Source organism: Roseobacter sp. YIN89, from assembly GCF_057219365.1.
Map to the genome: position 1 here is coordinate 222800 of NZ_JBXVVD010000003.1, position 15202 is coordinate 238001.

The following is a 15202-nucleotide window of genomic DNA, read 5'->3' on the forward strand; positions in this document are numbered from 1 at the left end:
CGAGGCGCGGTTACTTGAGAGCGCGTGCCAGAAAGGCGCGGGTTTCTTCCCTTTCGGGCGTGTCGAACAGTTTGGCGGGCGGACCTTCCTCCAAGATGCGCCCGTCCTTTAAAAAACAGACTTTGTCCGCCGCTTCGCGGGCAAAGCCCATTTCGTGCGTTGCAAGCACCATCGTCATGCCTTCGTTCTTGAGCATCAGTAAAACGTTCAGAACGTCACCGACCAGTTGAGGGTCCAGCGCAGAGGTAATTTCGTCAAAAAGCATCACCTCTGGCCTCATAGCCAAGGCACGAACGATCGCGACGCGCTGTTGTTGCCCGCCAGATAGCTGGTCGGGGTAGTTTCCCATGCGGTCAGCGAGCGCGAACCGCTCAAACAGGGCCTCGACCTCCGGCTGAATTTCCGCGCGCGACGCGCCGCGCACTCGCCGCGGCGCCAACATCGCATTCTCCAAGGCCGTCATATGGGGAAACAGGTTGTAGCTTTGAAACACCATGCCAATGCGCGAGCGCACCAATTGCGGGTCCAGCCCAGGAACCGCGATGTCGTCGCCGTCGAGGAATATCTCTCCGTCTTCAATGGGCTCCAGAAGGTTGACGCAGCGCAAAAGCGTGGATTTTCCTGCTCCGGATGACCCGATCAAACACACCATCTGGCCGGCTTCCACATCCAGATCTATACCGTCGCAGACGGTATTTTGGCCAAAGCGTTTTACGACGCCTCGCAGTTCCAGCTTGGCCATCAGCGCCTCTCCCGCATTTGCCGGGCCATCAGATAGTCTGCGTATCGTGTCGCCGGGATTGTTACGGCCAGAAAGATGATCGCGGCCCCCACATAGGGGGTGAAGTTGGCCAGAAGCGACTTAAAAACGCCTGCCTGTCGGAAAATTTCTACCGGCCCGATAAAGCTGAGCAGAGAGACGTCTTTCTGCAGGGCGATCAACATGTTCATTTGTGCCGGAACGACGTTGCGGACAGCCTGAGGCAAAACTACATCGCGCATGACCTGCTGCTCGGTCAAACCTAAGGACAAGGCAGCGGAGCGCTGGCTGTGGTGCACGCTGTCTATGCCGGACCTGAATATTTCGGCCACGTAAGCGGAATAGGTCAGAACAAGTGCGAGTGAACCCCAAATGTAAGGCGAGTTCCACGGTCTCGGCAGGCCAAGGCCGGGGATGCCAAAGCCGATCAGATATACCGTCAGAATAACCGGCACACCGCGAAAGATGTCGGTAAAGGCGGCACCGAAAATCCGGAGAGGAAAGAGCGCGGGCGACTTTGCGTCTCTTGCGAGCGCGATGAGCAACCCCAGAACCGCAATTGCGGGGGCGCACCATGCAAAGATCATTACATTAATGAGAAAGGCATCGAGCAGATCGGGAAAGGTCTTTACCAGTGTATCCCAATTGAAAAAGCTCTTTTTGACCTTTGACCACCCCGGTGTCAGGGGAACAAGTGTAACAACGGCGACAAGCGCCAATACGGTGCTGACCGTTGCGACGGTTACAGATCGACGCCGTTGCCGTGCCTCATAGATTTCGCGGCGGGTCAGACCCGCCGCTTTGCTTTTGGACATATTATTTGATCAGTGGAACGCCGGTCGTGTCCTGCAGCCACGTCGCTTCGATATCGGCCAACGCCCCGCTTTCGGTCAGCGCGGCGAGCGCTTCGTCAACACAGGCTTTCAGCGGGTTTCCTTCTTCCATTAGCATGCCGAACTGATCCGGATTGTCGCTTGCATCCGGCGCGAACTGGCCGATGACTTTCGAACCTTCGATCATAACGGCGCTGAGAAACAGCGCGGTGGGCAAATCAAAAAGCGCGGCGTCGATCTGGTTGGCGCTCATCGCTGCATTGACGTCAGCGTTGTCGCCATAAAGCAGCGGGTCTGCATCCGGCTGGATTGTATTGGTCAGCTTCGGCACTGCTGTCGTTGACCCGACCGCTCCCCATTTAAGCCCTTTCAGAGCCTCAAGCGTCGGCGCGGTATCGACTGCGCCCGGGCTGACCAGCACCGCCATCGGCGCCGTATAGTAGGGCGCGGAGAAGTCTACGACCTGATCGCGCTCGGCGGTGATTGAATATTGCTGCATGTTCATATCGAAGTTCTTTGCGCCCGGCTGGATAGCCTCGTCAAAAGACGAGCGGACCCAAACCACGTCTTCAGCGGCAAACCCCATTTCTTCTGCCACAGCAAAGGCGACGGCGGCTTCAAATCCTTCACCGCTCTCGGGAGCGTCATTCAACACCCACGGGTAATACGCAGGGTTGCCTGTGGCGATTGTGAGCTTGCCTTCGGTCAGTGTTTTGCCCGAGGCACAGTGCCCGCCCGCCTGGGCGAGAGACGCTGTCAGCGCAAGTGCTGCAACGGCTGACGTTAAAATCTTCGACATGGGTGACACCTCTTGTTGGATCTTTGACGTGTAGCGTAAGTAGCTGTGCAGAGGGTGTCTAGATCATAGCGGTCGAGGCGCGCGGTTAATGCGCTGATTGCCCTCCCTGCAAGCGTAGTGCTCCGTATACAACCTATTGGTGCTGCCTGCTTCTGCAGCGATACTGATCGAAGCACGCCGAGGTTTATTCCGCAGAAATTTTACATCTTCGCACAGATAAAAGTTGATTCTTTCCGCGCGATAACTTTTAAAATAAGTATGTAATCTACCGCGGGAGGCGTGGCGTGAAAGGTGCGCGCATCAGGAATATGGAAGAGTTTGCCGCGCTGAGCGGTATCTCACGGCCAACCGTATCAAAATACTTCAACGACCCCGAAAGCGTCCGTCCCAAGACCCGCGCGCGCATCGAGGAGGCGCTGAAAGAACATGACTATCGCCCGAATATTTATGCGGTGAACCAAAACCGAAAATTGACAAAGAATGTGGGTATTGTCGTGCCACTTCTGGTGGACCCGTACTTTGCCGAAATTGCCCGCAATCTTGAACAACGTTGCATCGACGCAGGGTACCGTCCGACCCTTTTTAGTGCGCATGGCAGTCCCGAGCACGAGGTAGAGGTTCTGGAAAACCTGCGCTTGATCAAGCCTGCCGGCGTTTTGATTGCGCCTTTGGGGCGCGCGTCTAGCCGGGAGGTGCTCAAAGGGTTTTGCGACGATGTCCCGACGCTGATATTTGACAGCAGCGTTGAGGAATTTGGCCTTTCCTTCGTTGGGTCGGACAATCGACAGTTTACGACGCACATCACCGACTACCTGTGCCGCACGGGTGAGCCCCCATGCTTTTTCGAGATGAAAACCCCGGCCAACCCGAACGCACATCGGCGGCGTCAAAGCTACATTGATGCGATGAACGAATTCGGACACACGCCACAGGTTGTGTCTGTAGACGGCGAAGGGTGGGACTTTGAAGAGATCGGGCGCGTTGGTGGACATGATGCGCTCTCGCGCGGGCTGTTCAATACCAACACGATCCTGTGCAGTAACGACCGTCTGGCCATCGGGCTTTTGACGGCATGTTATGAACGGGGCATCAGCGTTGGACGAAACGATTCTGCCTCGATTCGCGTGGCCGGTCAGGATGGTCATCCGCAATCGCGTTACACCTGTCCTCCGCTGACGACGATCTCTCATGACTATGATGCAGTATCGAAAACTGCGGCGGACCGGTTGTTCGCGGCGCTTGATGGGCACGTAGAGCCTTGGAAAAGCACCCGAATTGAGGGCAAGCTTGTCCTGCGTGATTCCGCCTGAAATCAAAATTCTTTACGCGCGTAAAATTTTAGTTGACTGCGCGTTACTGATTTCCTAGCTTGCTGTCACCACATCCAAATCTAAGGGAGGAACCGGGATGTTTAAGAAAGCTGCACTTTGTGCGGTGAGCGCAATCGCTGTCACTGCGGGCACCGCAGTATTCGCCGACGGCCATTCTGCGACAATCACCATTGCCACTGTGAACAACGGCGACATGATCCGCATGCAGGGTTACACAGACCAGTTCACCGAAGACACCGGCATTGCCGTTGAGTGGGTCACACTCGAAGAAAACGTTTTGCGTCAGCGCGTCACAACGGACATCACTACAAAAGGCGGTCAGTTCGACATCATGACAATCGGCATGTACGAAACGCCGATCTGGGGTGCGAACGGCTGGCTTGTGCCGCTGGACGATCTGTCTGCCGAATATGACGTGGATGACATCCTGCCCGCGATGCGCGGTGGTCTGTCCCACGACGGCACACTCTATGCCGCACCGTTTTACGGTGAAAGCTCCATGGTCATGTATCGCACGGACCTGATGGAAAAAGCCGGTCTGGAAATGCCCGATGCCCCGACATGGCAATTCATCCGTGAAGCAGCGGCCGCCATGGACGATCCGGAAAATGACATCAACGGCATTTGCCTGCGCGGCAAGGCCGGTTGGGGTGAAGGTGGTGCTTTCATCACCGTTACAGGCAACTCCTTCGGTGCACGCTGGTTCGATGAAAACTGGAACCCTCAGTTTGACCAGCCAGAATGGAAAGCTGCGCTCGACTTCTATGTCAGCCTGATGAACGACTACGGCCCCGAGGGCTACGCGACAAACGGGTTCAACGAAAACCTGTCGCTGTTCAACCAAGGTAAGTGCGGTATGTGGATTGACGCCACGGTTGCGGCATCGTTTGTCACGGGTGACGACTCTACCGTTGCAGACAGCGTAGGCTTTGCTCTTGCGCCGAATGCCGAAGGCGTTGAAAAGCGTGCTAACTGGCTCTGGGCATGGGCTCTGGCCATTCCTGCCGGTACTCAGCAGGAAGCCGAAGCCAAGCAATTCATCGAATGGGCAACAGGCAAATCCTACATCGAGACCGTTGCTGCCAACGAAGGCTGGGCTAACGTTCCTCCGGGCGCTCGCACATCTCTTTACGCGACACCAGAGTATCAGGAAGTGCCCTTTGCCAAGATGACGCTGGACTCCATTAACGCAGCCGACCCGACCAACCCGACGGTCAAGCCGGTTCCCTACGTTGGCATCCAGTTTGTCGCGATCCCCGAGTTTGCGGGTATGGCAACCGAGGTAAGCCAGGAATTCTCTGCCGCTTACGCCGGACAGCAGTCCGTCGATGAAGCGCTCGAGAAAGCACAGGCAATTGCCAACGAAACCATGGAAGCAGCAGGCTACAAATAAGCCGCGCCTCCTGATTATCTCAAAGGGCGGCCCGCTCGCCGCCCTTTGACCCCCAAAAAGTTTCAATTCATTCTAGGTGTCGCAACCTGACAGCGCTCAATTATGGCGGTCTGTCAACGGAGGAGATGCATCCAATGGCGACGAAAGCTTCCCGATCAGCCGCTCGACTGATGATGGCCCCAGCAGTGATCTTGCTTCTGGGCTGGATGTTAGTGCCCCTGATCATGACCCTTTGGTTCTCGTTCAGGACTTATCTGCCGCTGCGCGGCGGTGATCAGGGCTGGACCGGTTTTGATAACTACGTTCGTTTTGTTACTTCAAGCGCATTCTGGCCGGCGGTCCTGACAACGCTGACCATCGTTCTGAGTGTTCTGGTGATAACCGTGGTGCTTGGTGTTCTGCTGGCGCTTCTGCTCGACAAGCCGATGTTCGGGCAGGGGGTTGTGCGTATCCTTGTTATCGCGCCCTTCTTCGTGATGCCGACTGTTTCCGCGCTGGTATGGAAAAACATGTTCATGGATCCCGTGAACGGACTTTTTGCACACCTGTGGCGCTTTTTCGGAGCCGAACCCATCAGTTGGCTATCGGATGCTGCCATGCCCGCGATCATCATGATCGTAAGCTGGCAATGGCTGCCCTTTGCCACGCTGATCCTGCTGACTGCTATCCAGTCACTTGATAGTGAACAGTTAGAGGCAGCTGAAATGGACGGCGCCCCAACGCTTAAGCGGTTCTGGTTCATTATTCTGCCGCACCTCAGCCGCGCGATCACGATCGTGATCCTGATCCAGACGATTTTCCTTTTGGCCATCTTCGCCGAGATCTTCGTAACAACAGGCGGCGCATTCGGCACCAGAACCTTGTCGTACCTGATCTTCCAGCGGGTCTTGGAAAGTCAAAATATCGGCCTCGGCTCCGCCGGTGGTGTCTACGCCATCATCCTTGCAAACATCGTCGCGATCTTCCTGATGCGGATCGTCGGCAAGAACCTGGATAACTGATTATGGCACGTTCTGTTACACCCCGCCGCAAGCTGTTCAATACAGGCGTCGCCTGGGCGATTGGTTTGCTCATCTTCTTTCCGATCCTCTGGACCATCCTGACCTCCTTCAAGACCGAGGCGCAGGCGATCGCCGCCCCGCCGTTGTTCCTAAATTTTGACTGGACACTAGAGAACTACGGCGTCGTGATGGAGCGCTCCAACTACGCGCGCTTCCTTTGGAACTCGATCCTGATCGCTGGGGGCTCAACGATCCTCGGCCTGATCGTCGCCGTTCCGGCTGCCTGGTCCATGGCCTTTGTGCCCTCCAAGCGGACCAAGGACATCCTGCTTTGGATGTTGTCCACCAAGATGCTGCCCGCTGTCGGTGTGCTCTACCCAATCTACCTGCTGTTCATTCAGCTGGGGCTTCTCGACAGCCGCGCCGGTCTGGTCATCGTCATGATGCTGATCAATCTGCCGATCATCGTCTGGATGCTCTACACGTACTTCCGCGAAATTCCTGTTGAAATACTTGAGGCGGCACGGATGGACGGGGCAACCCTGAAGGAAGAGGTGCTCTATATCCTCACACCGATGGCCATTCCCGGCATCGCATCGACCATGCTCCTGAACTTCATCCTCGCATGGAACGAAGCCTTCTGGACGCTAAACCTCACTGCGGTCAACGCCGCACCCCTGACAGCCTTCATTGCAAGTTACTCCAGTCCAGAAGGTCTGTTTTTCGCGAAACTCAGTGCGGCCTCCACCATGGCAATTGCACCGATCCTCATCCTTGGCTGGTTCAGCCAGAAACAACTTGTCCGCGGCCTCACTTTCGGCGCGGTGAAATAAGGAACCTGAACTATGGGACAGATTGAACTCAAACAGGTAACGAAGTCTTTTGGCGAAACGCAGGTCATTCCACCTTTGGACCTGACTATTCACGACGGCGAATTTACGGTCTTTGTTGGGCCTTCGGGCTGCGGTAAGTCCACCCTCTTGCGCCTGATCGCTGGACTGGAAGACATCACCACCGGCCACATCGAGATCGACGGCAAAGACGCCACCGATCTGGTGCCTGCAAAACGCGGTCTCGCAATGGTATTCCAGTCTTACGCGCTTTATCCGCATATGTCGGTGCGTAAGAACATCGCCTTTCCGTTGAGAATGGCCAAGATGGATCAGGCCGAGATCGACAAACGTGTTGAAGCAGCCGCAAGCGTATTGAACCTAGCCGACTACATCGACCGCCGGCCGGGCCAGCTCTCGGGTGGTCAGCGCCAGCGGGTTGCCATTGGCCGTGCCATTGTACGCGAACCGGCAGCCTTCTTGTTCGACGAACCACTGTCGAACCTTGATGCGGCTCTGCGCGTTGGAATGCGGATGGAGATTTCGGAGCTGCACAAGAAGCTCGACACCACGATGATCTATGTGACCCACGATCAGGTCGAAGCGATGACCATGGCGGACAAGATCGTTGTCTTGCAGGCCGGCGTCATTGAGCAGGTAGGCTCTCCGCTTGAACTCTACCGGACACCACGCAACAAATTCGTGGCTGGCTTTATCGGTTCCCCCAAGATGAACTTCATCGAAGGGGAAGAGGCGGCAAAGCATGACGCAACCACAATCGGCATTCGGCCTGAGCACATCGACGTGGTCGAAAGCGGCGGTATGTGGACGGGCACGGTCGGTGTGGCCGAGCACCTGGGATCGGACACGTTCTTCCACATCCACAATACCGGATTGACTGAGACCATGACCGTACGTGCCATCGGTGACGTGAGCTTGCGGCACGGTGACACCATCCACCTCACGCCGAGAGCTGATGAAATTCACCGGTTCGACGCTCAAGGGCTCAGGATGGGGTGATGCGACTGGCTGGAAAGTCTGCGCTGATCACGGGTGCCGCACGCGGCATAGGCCTTGCTTTTGCCAAGGCCTATGTCGCCGAGGGCGCGCGTGTTGCCATCGCGGATATCGACATCGACCGTGCCAGACTTGCAGCACTGGACATCGGCGGCAATGCGATTGCAGTACGTATGGATGTGACCGATCAATCAAGTATCGACGCAGCGGTCGCGGAAACCGTCGGTCAGTTCGGGCAAATTGACATCCTGATCAACAACGCGGCTATTTTTACGGCCGCGCCGATCGTGGAGATCGACCGCGAGGACTACTCCCGCGTGTTCGATATCAATGTCGCTGGTGCATTGTTCACGATGCAAGCCGTTGCGCGCCACATGATCGAACGTGGCATCAAAGGCAAGATAATCAACATGGCCAGCCAAGCGGGACGGCGAGGTGAAAGTCTTGTCGCAGTCTACTGCGCGAGCAAGGCTGCAGTCATCAGTCTTACGCAATCGGCCGGTCTCAATCTAATCGAACACGGTATCAACGTGAATGCGATTGCACCCGGTGTCGTCGATGGCGAGCACTGGGAAGGTGTGGACGCATTTTTTGCAAAGTATGAAGGCAAGGCTCCCGGGCAGAAAAAAGAAGAAGTGGGTGCGGCCGTTCCTTTCGGGAGGATGGGCACGGCCGAAGACCTGACAGGCATGGCGGTGTTTCTGGCATCCAATGATGCCGATTACATTGTCGCGCAAACCTACAACGTCGATGGCGGCAACTGGATGAGCTGATGAATATTCAAAATCGGGGGGAGGGACCCATGAAACTCAGCAATGAGACGCTGGATCAGATGCCGTCAAGTGTGTCGGTACCCAATTATGATCGATCCAAGCTGACAGCGGGGATCATACACATCGGCCTTGGGAATTTTCACCGAGGTCATCAGGCATGGTATCTGCACCGGTTGATGCAGCAGGGAAAAGCGCGGGACTGGGCAATTCTGGGGGCTGGTGTTCGTCACAACGATGCAGCTATGCGCGAACGGCTTTTGGCGCAGGACTGCCTGACAACGCTGATCGAGCTTGATCCGCAAAAGACTTCGATCGAAATCACCGGGTCAATGATCGACTTTTTACCTGTCGAAGAAAACAACGCCGCGCTTATCAAGGCGATGAGCGTTCCGGCCATCCGCATCGTTGCTATGACTGTGACCGAAGGCGGATATTACCGGAACGTCGATGGCACGTTGAACACATCGCATCCTGACATCGTGCATGATGCGGCTAACCCGGCATCTCCACGAACAGCGTTTGGTGCAATGGTTGCAGCCTATGGCGCGCGGCGCGCGGCAAATGTCGGCCCGTTTACCGGTTTGTGCTGTGACAACCTGCAGCACAATGGCGACGTCCTGCGGCAGACAGTTGTCGATCTGGCTATGCTCAGCGACCCGGATCTGGCGCAATGGATAACTCAGAACGCCTCCTTCCCAAACTCGATGGTTGACTGCATCGTGCCGGCGACCGGCCCCAATGAAATTGCACAGGTCAAATCGCTTGGTATCGACGATGCAGCGCCCGTGACACATGAGGCCTTTCGCCAATGGGTAATTGAGGACAAGTTTTGTGCAGGCCGGCCACCGTGGGAAGATGTCGGCGCGACCCTCACCGACAATGTGGCGCCCTATGAAACCATGAAAATCCGCATGTTGAATGCGGGCCATCAGGTGTTGGCGAATGCAGGCGAATTGCTTGGCGTGCCAACGATTGCCGCCTGTATGGCTGATCCGGAGATTTCAGGGTTTTTCCGTCGCGTCGAAGAATATGAGATTGCGCCTTATGTGGCGCCGGTCCCGGGCATGACACCCGTGGACTACCTCGACCTGATTTCTGAACGTTTCGCGAACCCGAAGATTCACGACACAACGCGTCGTGTGGCATTTGACGGATCGTCACGGCACCCCGGCTTTGTGTTGCCGATTCTAAAAGACGCCTTGCATGCAGAGGGGTCGATTGACGGGTTGGCACTGACCGAGGCGCTTTGGGCGCGGATGTGTGCTGGGTTGCGTGACGATGAGACAGAAATTGAGCCGAATGATCCGGACTGGCCTGCGCTGAACGAAGCGGCCCTTATCGCGCGAACCGATCCTTCAAGGTGGCTGGCTCAACACGCAATATACGGCACGCTTGGCGCAGAACCGCGTTTTGCAGAAAAGTTTGCGGGATGGCTGGATCTTTTGTGGCAGCAGGGAACGCGCGCCACGCTGCGTCAATTTATGGACGGCTAAGACGCAACAAGCAGGTTGGTATCTCAACCTGCTTGTTGCGTGGCATTTGCATTACTCAGGACCAATTCCATTATTTTGACGGGTTTTGGCGGCTTTTGGAACGCCAGAGTATCGATAACTGTGCCCGCAGTTTTCTTGGTCGGATTTGCCATCGCCCGTGGGATTGCAGCCCATTCGATCTTGAGCGATTAATTTTTCATAATGAAAACAATATTTTGAACTCCTTTCCCTACTTTGGCGCGAAGTGGAAAATTCCGTCAATTTGATACTTGTCATAAAATAGTTATGAACTACGCTATGCGGGGGGAGGAAGAAACGTGTGGATCGCAGCAGGCGTCAGCTTGCGTGTTTTGTCACGTTCATACTCCTTAAATACTGTTCGTCACGTTGCCTGGGATCGCTCTCGCGTAGCCTGACCAAAATAATTTCGGGGAGGAAAAATGACCGAAAATCTTAACCGCAGAAAATTCCTGCGTGGCTCTGCTGTCGCAGGCGCAGCCGCACTTGCAACGCCGGCGATCGCCGACGGCCACGGTGAAACACTTAAGATGCAAGCGGCCTGGGGCGGCGGCATCTTTCTGGAAAACGCGCAGTCCTTTGCAGCACGTGTAAACGAAATGTCCGGCGGCTCGCTCACGATTGAAGTGCTGTCGGTGGACGCTGTCGTCAAAACCAGCCAAATGCAGGATGCCGTACACAGAGGCGTTCTTGATGCGGCACACTACGTGCCGGCTTATTGGTACGGCAAGTCCAAAGCGGCATCGCTCTTCGGAACGGGTCCATGCTTTGGCTGGTCGAGCCAGGAAGTACTCGGATGGGTTTATGCAGGCGGCGGCCAAGAACTGTTTGACGAGTTGATGGACAGCTTGCGCCTCAACGTTGTTTCATTCTTTAACTCGCCGATGCCAGCACAGCCAATGGGCTGGTTCCAAGAGCAGATCACCGACGCCAGCCAGATGGACGGATTGAAATACCGGACAGTTGGTCTTGCGGCAGACGTTCTGCTTGAGATGGGCATGTCGGTGGTACAGCTGCCAGGCGGCGAAATTCAACCTGCAATGAAATCAGGTCTGATCGACGCGGCGGAGTTCAACAATCCAACCTCTGACCGCGACTTTGGTATGCAGGACGTGTCCAAGCACTACCACCTCGCGTCGTTCCACCAGAGCCAGGAGTTCTTTGAAGTTACGATCAATAAAGACCGCTATAATGCGCTGAGCGATGAGCACAAAGCGATCATCAAAAATGCATCCATGGCTGAAAACTCTGGTTTTTATTGGGGTAATACAAAGCGTTACTCGGACGACCTTGTCAAACTGCAGGAATCTGACGGCGTAAACGTCTACCGTACGCCGGATTCCGTGATGGCCGCGCAGCTGGAAGCGTGGGATGTGGTCACGGCGCGGATCTCTGAAGAAGATCCGTTCTTTGCTAAGGTTATGGAGTCGCAGAAGGCCTACGCCAAAGACGTGATGAACTACCTCAACCTGAACCAGCCCGACTATAAACTGGCGTATAATCACTACTTCGGTTGATAGCAGAAATATTGTTATGAATTCGGGCACCGTCACGGTGCCCGAGTTACATCCGCCATCCAAGGCGCACCTGGCCAGAGATCTCAGGGCCACAAGGAAGACGACAAGATGAAATTTGTACACGCTATAGAAGGTCTGAGCCTTTGGGTTGGACGGGCCTTCGGATGGTGCATACTGATATTGACGCTGTCAGTGTCCTACGAAGTATTTGTGCGTTACGTGCTGAATGCCCCAACGGTCTGGGCATTTGACATGATGATTCAAATGTACGGTGCCCTGTTCTTGATGTGCGGGGCTTACGCCTTGGCGCAAGACACGCACGTGAGGGCTGACGTCATTTACCGCTTACTCCCGACGAAAGTTCAGGCAGGGCTTGATTTTCTGCTGTATTTTCTTTTCTTTTTCCCGGGCGTTTTGGCTCTGGTCTGGTTTGGGTACGAGATTGCCGCGGACAGCTGGCGCTATAAGGAAGTGAGCTTCAACAGTCCGGCAAGTATTCAGATATACTTTTTCAAATCGCTGATCCCCGTGGCAGGCGCCTTGTTGCTTATCCAGGGAGCGGCCGAGCTTGTGCGCTGTGTCACAACCATGCGCACAGGCGTTTGGCCGGAACGACTGGCCGATGTGAAAGAGACAGAAGACTTACTTTCGGAAACTGACCTCGAAGAGATCGCCGCCATTCACCGTGATGAAAAATAATCACGCTGACGCACCAAGAAAGACCAAGAGATGACAAACCCCGAAGTCGCCCTTTTGATGCTGGGCCTGTTTATTGTACTCGTATTGCTCGGTTTTCCGATCGCGTTCACACTGCTCGCCATGGGCGTAGCCTTTGGATACTACGCATACTTCCGCGGCCCGATCGACAGTTTTGGCGATATTTTCAACAACAACATCTTTTATCTGCTGAACCAGAACACCTACTCGGTGATGGAAAACCCGACCTTGGTCGCTATCCCGCTGTTTTTGTTCATGGGATATGTTGTTGAGCGCGCGAACATTGTCGATAAGCTGTTTTTTTCGCTGTATCAAGCTGCGCGAAATCTGCCCGGCAGTTTGGCGATTGCCGCTTTGATCACTTGCGCGGTCTTCTCAACCGCCTCCGGTATTGTGGGCGCGGTGGTGACTTTGATGGGCCTTCTGGCTTTTCCCGCGATGGCAAACGCCAATTACAACAAAAGCTTCGCTGCCGGTGTGATTTGCGCAGGCGGCACGCTGGGTATCCTGATCCCGCCTTCGATCATGCTGATCGTGTATTCTGCAATCGCGGACCTTTCTCCGCTAAGGCTTTACGCAGCCGCCGTCTTTCCGGGCTTGTTGCTGGCCGGGTTGTACATCGTTTACGTAATCGTTCGGGTGTACTTTAACCCTGCGCTTGCGCCGAAACCCAGCATGGATGATGTACCTCCGCCACGCGAGATTTACTGGAACTTGCTGGTGAGTTTTGTGCCGCTCACCGTTCTGATTATGCTGGTTCTGGGGTCTATCCTTGGTGGTCTCGCGACGCCGGCAGAAGCTGCGGCGATGGGAGCCCTTGGCGGTATGGTACTTGCGGTGCTCTACCGGTCCATGACCTGGAAGAAGCTGAAAGAGAGCGTGTTTCTAACGGCGAAGGCGACGGCCATGGTGTGTTGGCTCTTTGTCGGATCATGGACGTTCGCGTCAGTATTCTCGTATCTGGGCGGGCATGACATCATTGCCGACTGGGTTGGCGGGATGGCGCTTGAACCGTGGCAGTTCCTCGTTTTGGCTCAGGTCATCATCTTCCTGCTGGGCTGGCCCTTGGAGTGGTCTGAAATTCTCATCATCTTTGTGCCTATTTTCTTGCCTCTGCTCGAGGTCTTCGGCGTGAACCCATACTTCTTTGCAATGTTGGTGGCACTTAATCTTCAGACGTCATTCCTGACACCGCCAATGGCTATGTCGGCCTATTACCTAAAAGGGGTGTTGAAGAAACAAATCGAGCTGATGCAAATTTTCCGCGGGATCATGCCCTATCTCGGAATTGTCATTCTGACGATGGTCTTGATGTATCAGTTTCCGGCTATTGCGCTTTGGTTCCCTGACTATCTCTTCGGGCCTTACATTCCATGAAGATAAAACCCCACGAACTCAGTGCGACAGAGGCTTCAGCCTTTATCGCATCGGGTCAATTGAAGTCCGTACAGTTGGTGCAATCCTGTCTCGACAGGATTGCCGAGACAGATCAGGCGACAAAAGCATGGGCGTATCTCGACGCGGAATATGCCTTGGAGCAGGCCGCCGCCCTCGATCGTCGCCGTCAGGCCGGTTTCGCGACAGGCCCGCTCCATGGATTGCCGGTTGGATTGAAGGACATTGTCGATACGAAAGACATGCCGACCGAGCGTGGAACGCCCGTATTTAAGGGCCGCAAAACCGAGGAAGATGCGCGCATTGTCGAAAAGCTGCGCGAGGCAGGTGCCGTTATTATGGGTAAAACTGTGACGACGGAGCTCGCTTTTGTCCATGCGAACGAAACGCGCAACCCGCATGACGCAGATCGAACCCCCGGAGGCTCGTCGAGTGGCTCAGCCGCGGCGGTTGCAGCGGGGCATGTGCCATTGGCAGTGGGCACGCAAACAAACGGATCGGTAATCCGGCCGGCATCGTTTTGCGGAACTTTTGGTTTCAAGCCGACGCGCGGTGCGATTCCGCGGACCGGTGTGTTGCAAACGTCGAATTCGCTGGACCAGATAGGCACCTTCGGGCGCACGTTAGACGACGTGGCCCTGCTTGCCGACGCGATAAGCGGGTATGACCAGCGCGACACCGAAAGTTATCAAGACGCACGGCCCGATTTGCTCGCCGGCGCGCGCGCAGAAGTTCCTGTTGAACCGGAAATTGCGTGGTTGAACCTGCCTTTCAATGACCGGCTGTCTGAGGCTGCGTCGGAAGGGCTCGAAACTGTTATGGATGTGCTTGGAGAGCGCGTGACACGGATGGATCCGGCCAGCCAACTGGGTGAATTGGTTGCAGTGCAGGCGCGCATCCATGAATATGAAATCGCTCGACACCAAGCCCAAGTATTCGACGCGCATTGGGGGCAAATCAGCGATACACTGAAGCCGATCATTGAGCGTGCACGCAAAATTGGTGAGGCGGAGTATCAGGACGCTCTGGCAGTCAAAGCTTCGGCCGAGAAGTTCTTTGCGGACTTCTTTCAGGACTATGACGCAATTCTTGCGCCATCTGCTTCTGGCGAAGCTGTCGCCTTTGGCACCAACACCGGCGACCCTATTTTCTGTACTTTATGGACGCTGGCGGGTTTGCCATGTGTCACGCTTCCGCTTTTGGTCGGTGAAACCGGATTGCCGATCGGTGTGCAATTGATTGGCGCCGCGCAAAAAGATGATCGTCTCTTGCGTACAGCGCGGTGGGTTCAAAACTATATCGCGGCAGAAGCCGCGTAATCAGAA

Annotated in this window: 14 protein-coding genes; 11 read left to right on the forward strand and 3 right to left on the reverse strand. The window is 55.3% G+C overall.

All coding sequences use genetic code 11. The annotated features are described in order from the left end of the window. Positions 1-10 precede the first annotated feature (10 nt). Genes AC2D8V_RS13455 through AC2D8V_RS13465 form a run of 3 tightly spaced genes read right to left on the reverse strand, consistent with a single transcriptional unit; the run spans position 11 to position 2392 of the window. Positions 11-742 (reverse strand): amino acid ABC transporter ATP-binding protein, encoded by a 732-nt coding sequence (locus AC2D8V_RS13455; RefSeq protein WP_484734090.1) that lies wholly within the window; start codon positions 740-742, stop codon positions 11-13. Next, positions 742-1575, reverse strand: coding sequence for an amino acid ABC transporter permease (locus AC2D8V_RS13460; RefSeq protein ID WP_484734091.1), 834 nt, complete (start codon positions 1573-1575; stop codon positions 742-744). Before AC2D8V_RS13460 ends, AC2D8V_RS13455 begins: the two co-directional genes overlap by 1 nt. Position 1576: 1 nt before the next feature. After that, positions 1577-2392, reverse strand: a complete 816-nt coding sequence (locus AC2D8V_RS13465) for an ABC transporter substrate-binding protein (RefSeq protein WP_484734092.1) — start codon at positions 2390-2392, stop codon at positions 1577-1579. Between the two features lie 284 nt (positions 2393-2676). On the opposite strand from AC2D8V_RS13465, the gene AC2D8V_RS13470 reads away from it, so the two are divergent. The 11 genes from AC2D8V_RS13470 (at position 2677) to AC2D8V_RS13520 (ending at position 15196) form a co-directional block, all read left to right on the forward strand. Continuing rightward, positions 2677-3702 (forward strand): LacI family DNA-binding transcriptional regulator, encoded by a 1026-nt coding sequence (locus tag AC2D8V_RS13470; protein ID WP_484734093.1) that lies wholly within the window; start codon positions 2677-2679, stop codon positions 3700-3702. Positions 3703-3799: 97 nt separating this feature from the next. Next, positions 3800-5116, forward strand: coding sequence for an ABC transporter substrate-binding protein (locus AC2D8V_RS13475; RefSeq protein WP_484734094.1), 1317 nt, complete (start codon positions 3800-3802; stop codon positions 5114-5116). Between the two features lie 134 nt (positions 5117-5250). Next, positions 5251-6117 (forward strand): carbohydrate ABC transporter permease, encoded by an 867-nt coding sequence (locus AC2D8V_RS13480; protein WP_484734095.1) that lies wholly within the window; start codon positions 5251-5253, stop codon positions 6115-6117. A gap of 2 nt (positions 6118-6119) precedes the next feature. Then, entirely contained in the window at positions 6120-6950 is an 831-nt protein-coding gene (locus AC2D8V_RS13485; RefSeq protein WP_484734096.1) for a carbohydrate ABC transporter permease, read from the forward strand. A gap of 12 nt (positions 6951-6962) precedes the next feature. Further along, entirely contained in the window at positions 6963-7967 is a 1005-nt protein-coding gene (locus AC2D8V_RS13490; protein WP_484734097.1) for an ABC transporter ATP-binding protein, read from the forward strand. Continuing rightward, complete coding sequence (locus AC2D8V_RS13495; RefSeq protein WP_484734098.1) at positions 7964-8737, forward strand: L-iditol 2-dehydrogenase; 774 nt, start codon at positions 7964-7966, stop codon at positions 8735-8737. The genes AC2D8V_RS13490 and AC2D8V_RS13495 overlap by 4 nt, the downstream gene beginning before the upstream one ends. Positions 8738-8766: 29 nt before the next feature. Then, a complete protein-coding gene (locus AC2D8V_RS13500) occupies positions 8767-10230 on the forward strand; it encodes a mannitol dehydrogenase family protein (protein ID WP_484734099.1) in 1464 nt (487 codons plus the stop codon). Positions 10231-10670: 440 nt separating this feature from the next. Further along, entirely contained in the window at positions 10671-11765 is a 1095-nt protein-coding gene (locus AC2D8V_RS13505) for a TRAP transporter substrate-binding protein (RefSeq protein ID WP_484734100.1), read from the forward strand. A 108-nt stretch (positions 11766-11873) separates the two neighbouring features. After that, positions 11874-12464: a TRAP transporter small permease subunit gene (locus AC2D8V_RS13510; RefSeq protein ID WP_484734101.1), complete on the forward strand. Its 591-nt coding sequence runs from the start codon at positions 11874-11876 to the stop codon at positions 12462-12464. A gap of 30 nt (positions 12465-12494) precedes the next feature. Then, entirely contained in the window at positions 12495-13859 is a 1365-nt protein-coding gene (locus AC2D8V_RS13515; protein ID WP_484734102.1) for a TRAP transporter large permease, read from the forward strand. Continuing rightward, positions 13856-15196 (forward strand): amidase, encoded by a 1341-nt coding sequence (locus AC2D8V_RS13520; RefSeq protein WP_484734103.1) that lies wholly within the window; start codon positions 13856-13858, stop codon positions 15194-15196. Before AC2D8V_RS13515 ends, AC2D8V_RS13520 begins: the two co-directional genes overlap by 4 nt. Positions 15197-15202 lie beyond the last annotated feature (6 nt).

What these genes read in the sequence shown, in the direction of transcription:
- AC2D8V_RS13455 (WP_484734090.1), bottom strand. Translation starts at nt 742, where the DNA reads ATGGCCAAGCTGGAACTGCGAGGCGTCGTAAAACGCTTTGGCCAAAAT.
- AC2D8V_RS13460 (WP_484734091.1), bottom strand. Translation starts at nt 1,575, where the DNA reads ATGTCCAAAAGCAAAGCGGCGGGTCTGACCCGCCGCGAAATCTATGAG.
- AC2D8V_RS13465 (WP_484734092.1), bottom strand. Translation starts at nt 2,392, where the DNA reads ATGTCGAAGATTTTAACGTCAGCCGTTGCAGCACTTGCGCTGACAGCG.
- AC2D8V_RS13475 (WP_484734094.1), top strand. Translation starts at nt 3,800, where the DNA reads ATGTTTAAGAAAGCTGCACTTTGTGCGGTGAGCGCAATCGCTGTCACT.
- AC2D8V_RS13480 (WP_484734095.1), top strand. Translation starts at nt 5,251, where the DNA reads ATGGCGACGAAAGCTTCCCGATCAGCCGCTCGACTGATGATGGCCCCA.
- AC2D8V_RS13485 (WP_484734096.1), top strand. Translation starts at nt 6,120, where the DNA reads ATGGCACGTTCTGTTACACCCCGCCGCAAGCTGTTCAATACAGGCGTC.
- AC2D8V_RS13490 (WP_484734097.1), top strand. Translation starts at nt 6,963, where the DNA reads ATGGGACAGATTGAACTCAAACAGGTAACGAAGTCTTTTGGCGAAACG.
- AC2D8V_RS13500 (WP_484734099.1), top strand. Translation starts at nt 8,767, where the DNA reads ATGAAACTCAGCAATGAGACGCTGGATCAGATGCCGTCAAGTGTGTCG.
- AC2D8V_RS13505 (WP_484734100.1), top strand. Translation starts at nt 10,671, where the DNA reads ATGACCGAAAATCTTAACCGCAGAAAATTCCTGCGTGGCTCTGCTGTC.
- AC2D8V_RS13510 (WP_484734101.1), top strand. Translation starts at nt 11,874, where the DNA reads ATGAAATTTGTACACGCTATAGAAGGTCTGAGCCTTTGGGTTGGACGG.
- AC2D8V_RS13515 (WP_484734102.1), top strand. Translation starts at nt 12,495, where the DNA reads ATGACAAACCCCGAAGTCGCCCTTTTGATGCTGGGCCTGTTTATTGTA.
- AC2D8V_RS13520 (WP_484734103.1), top strand. Translation starts at nt 13,856, where the DNA reads ATGAAGATAAAACCCCACGAACTCAGTGCGACAGAGGCTTCAGCCTTT.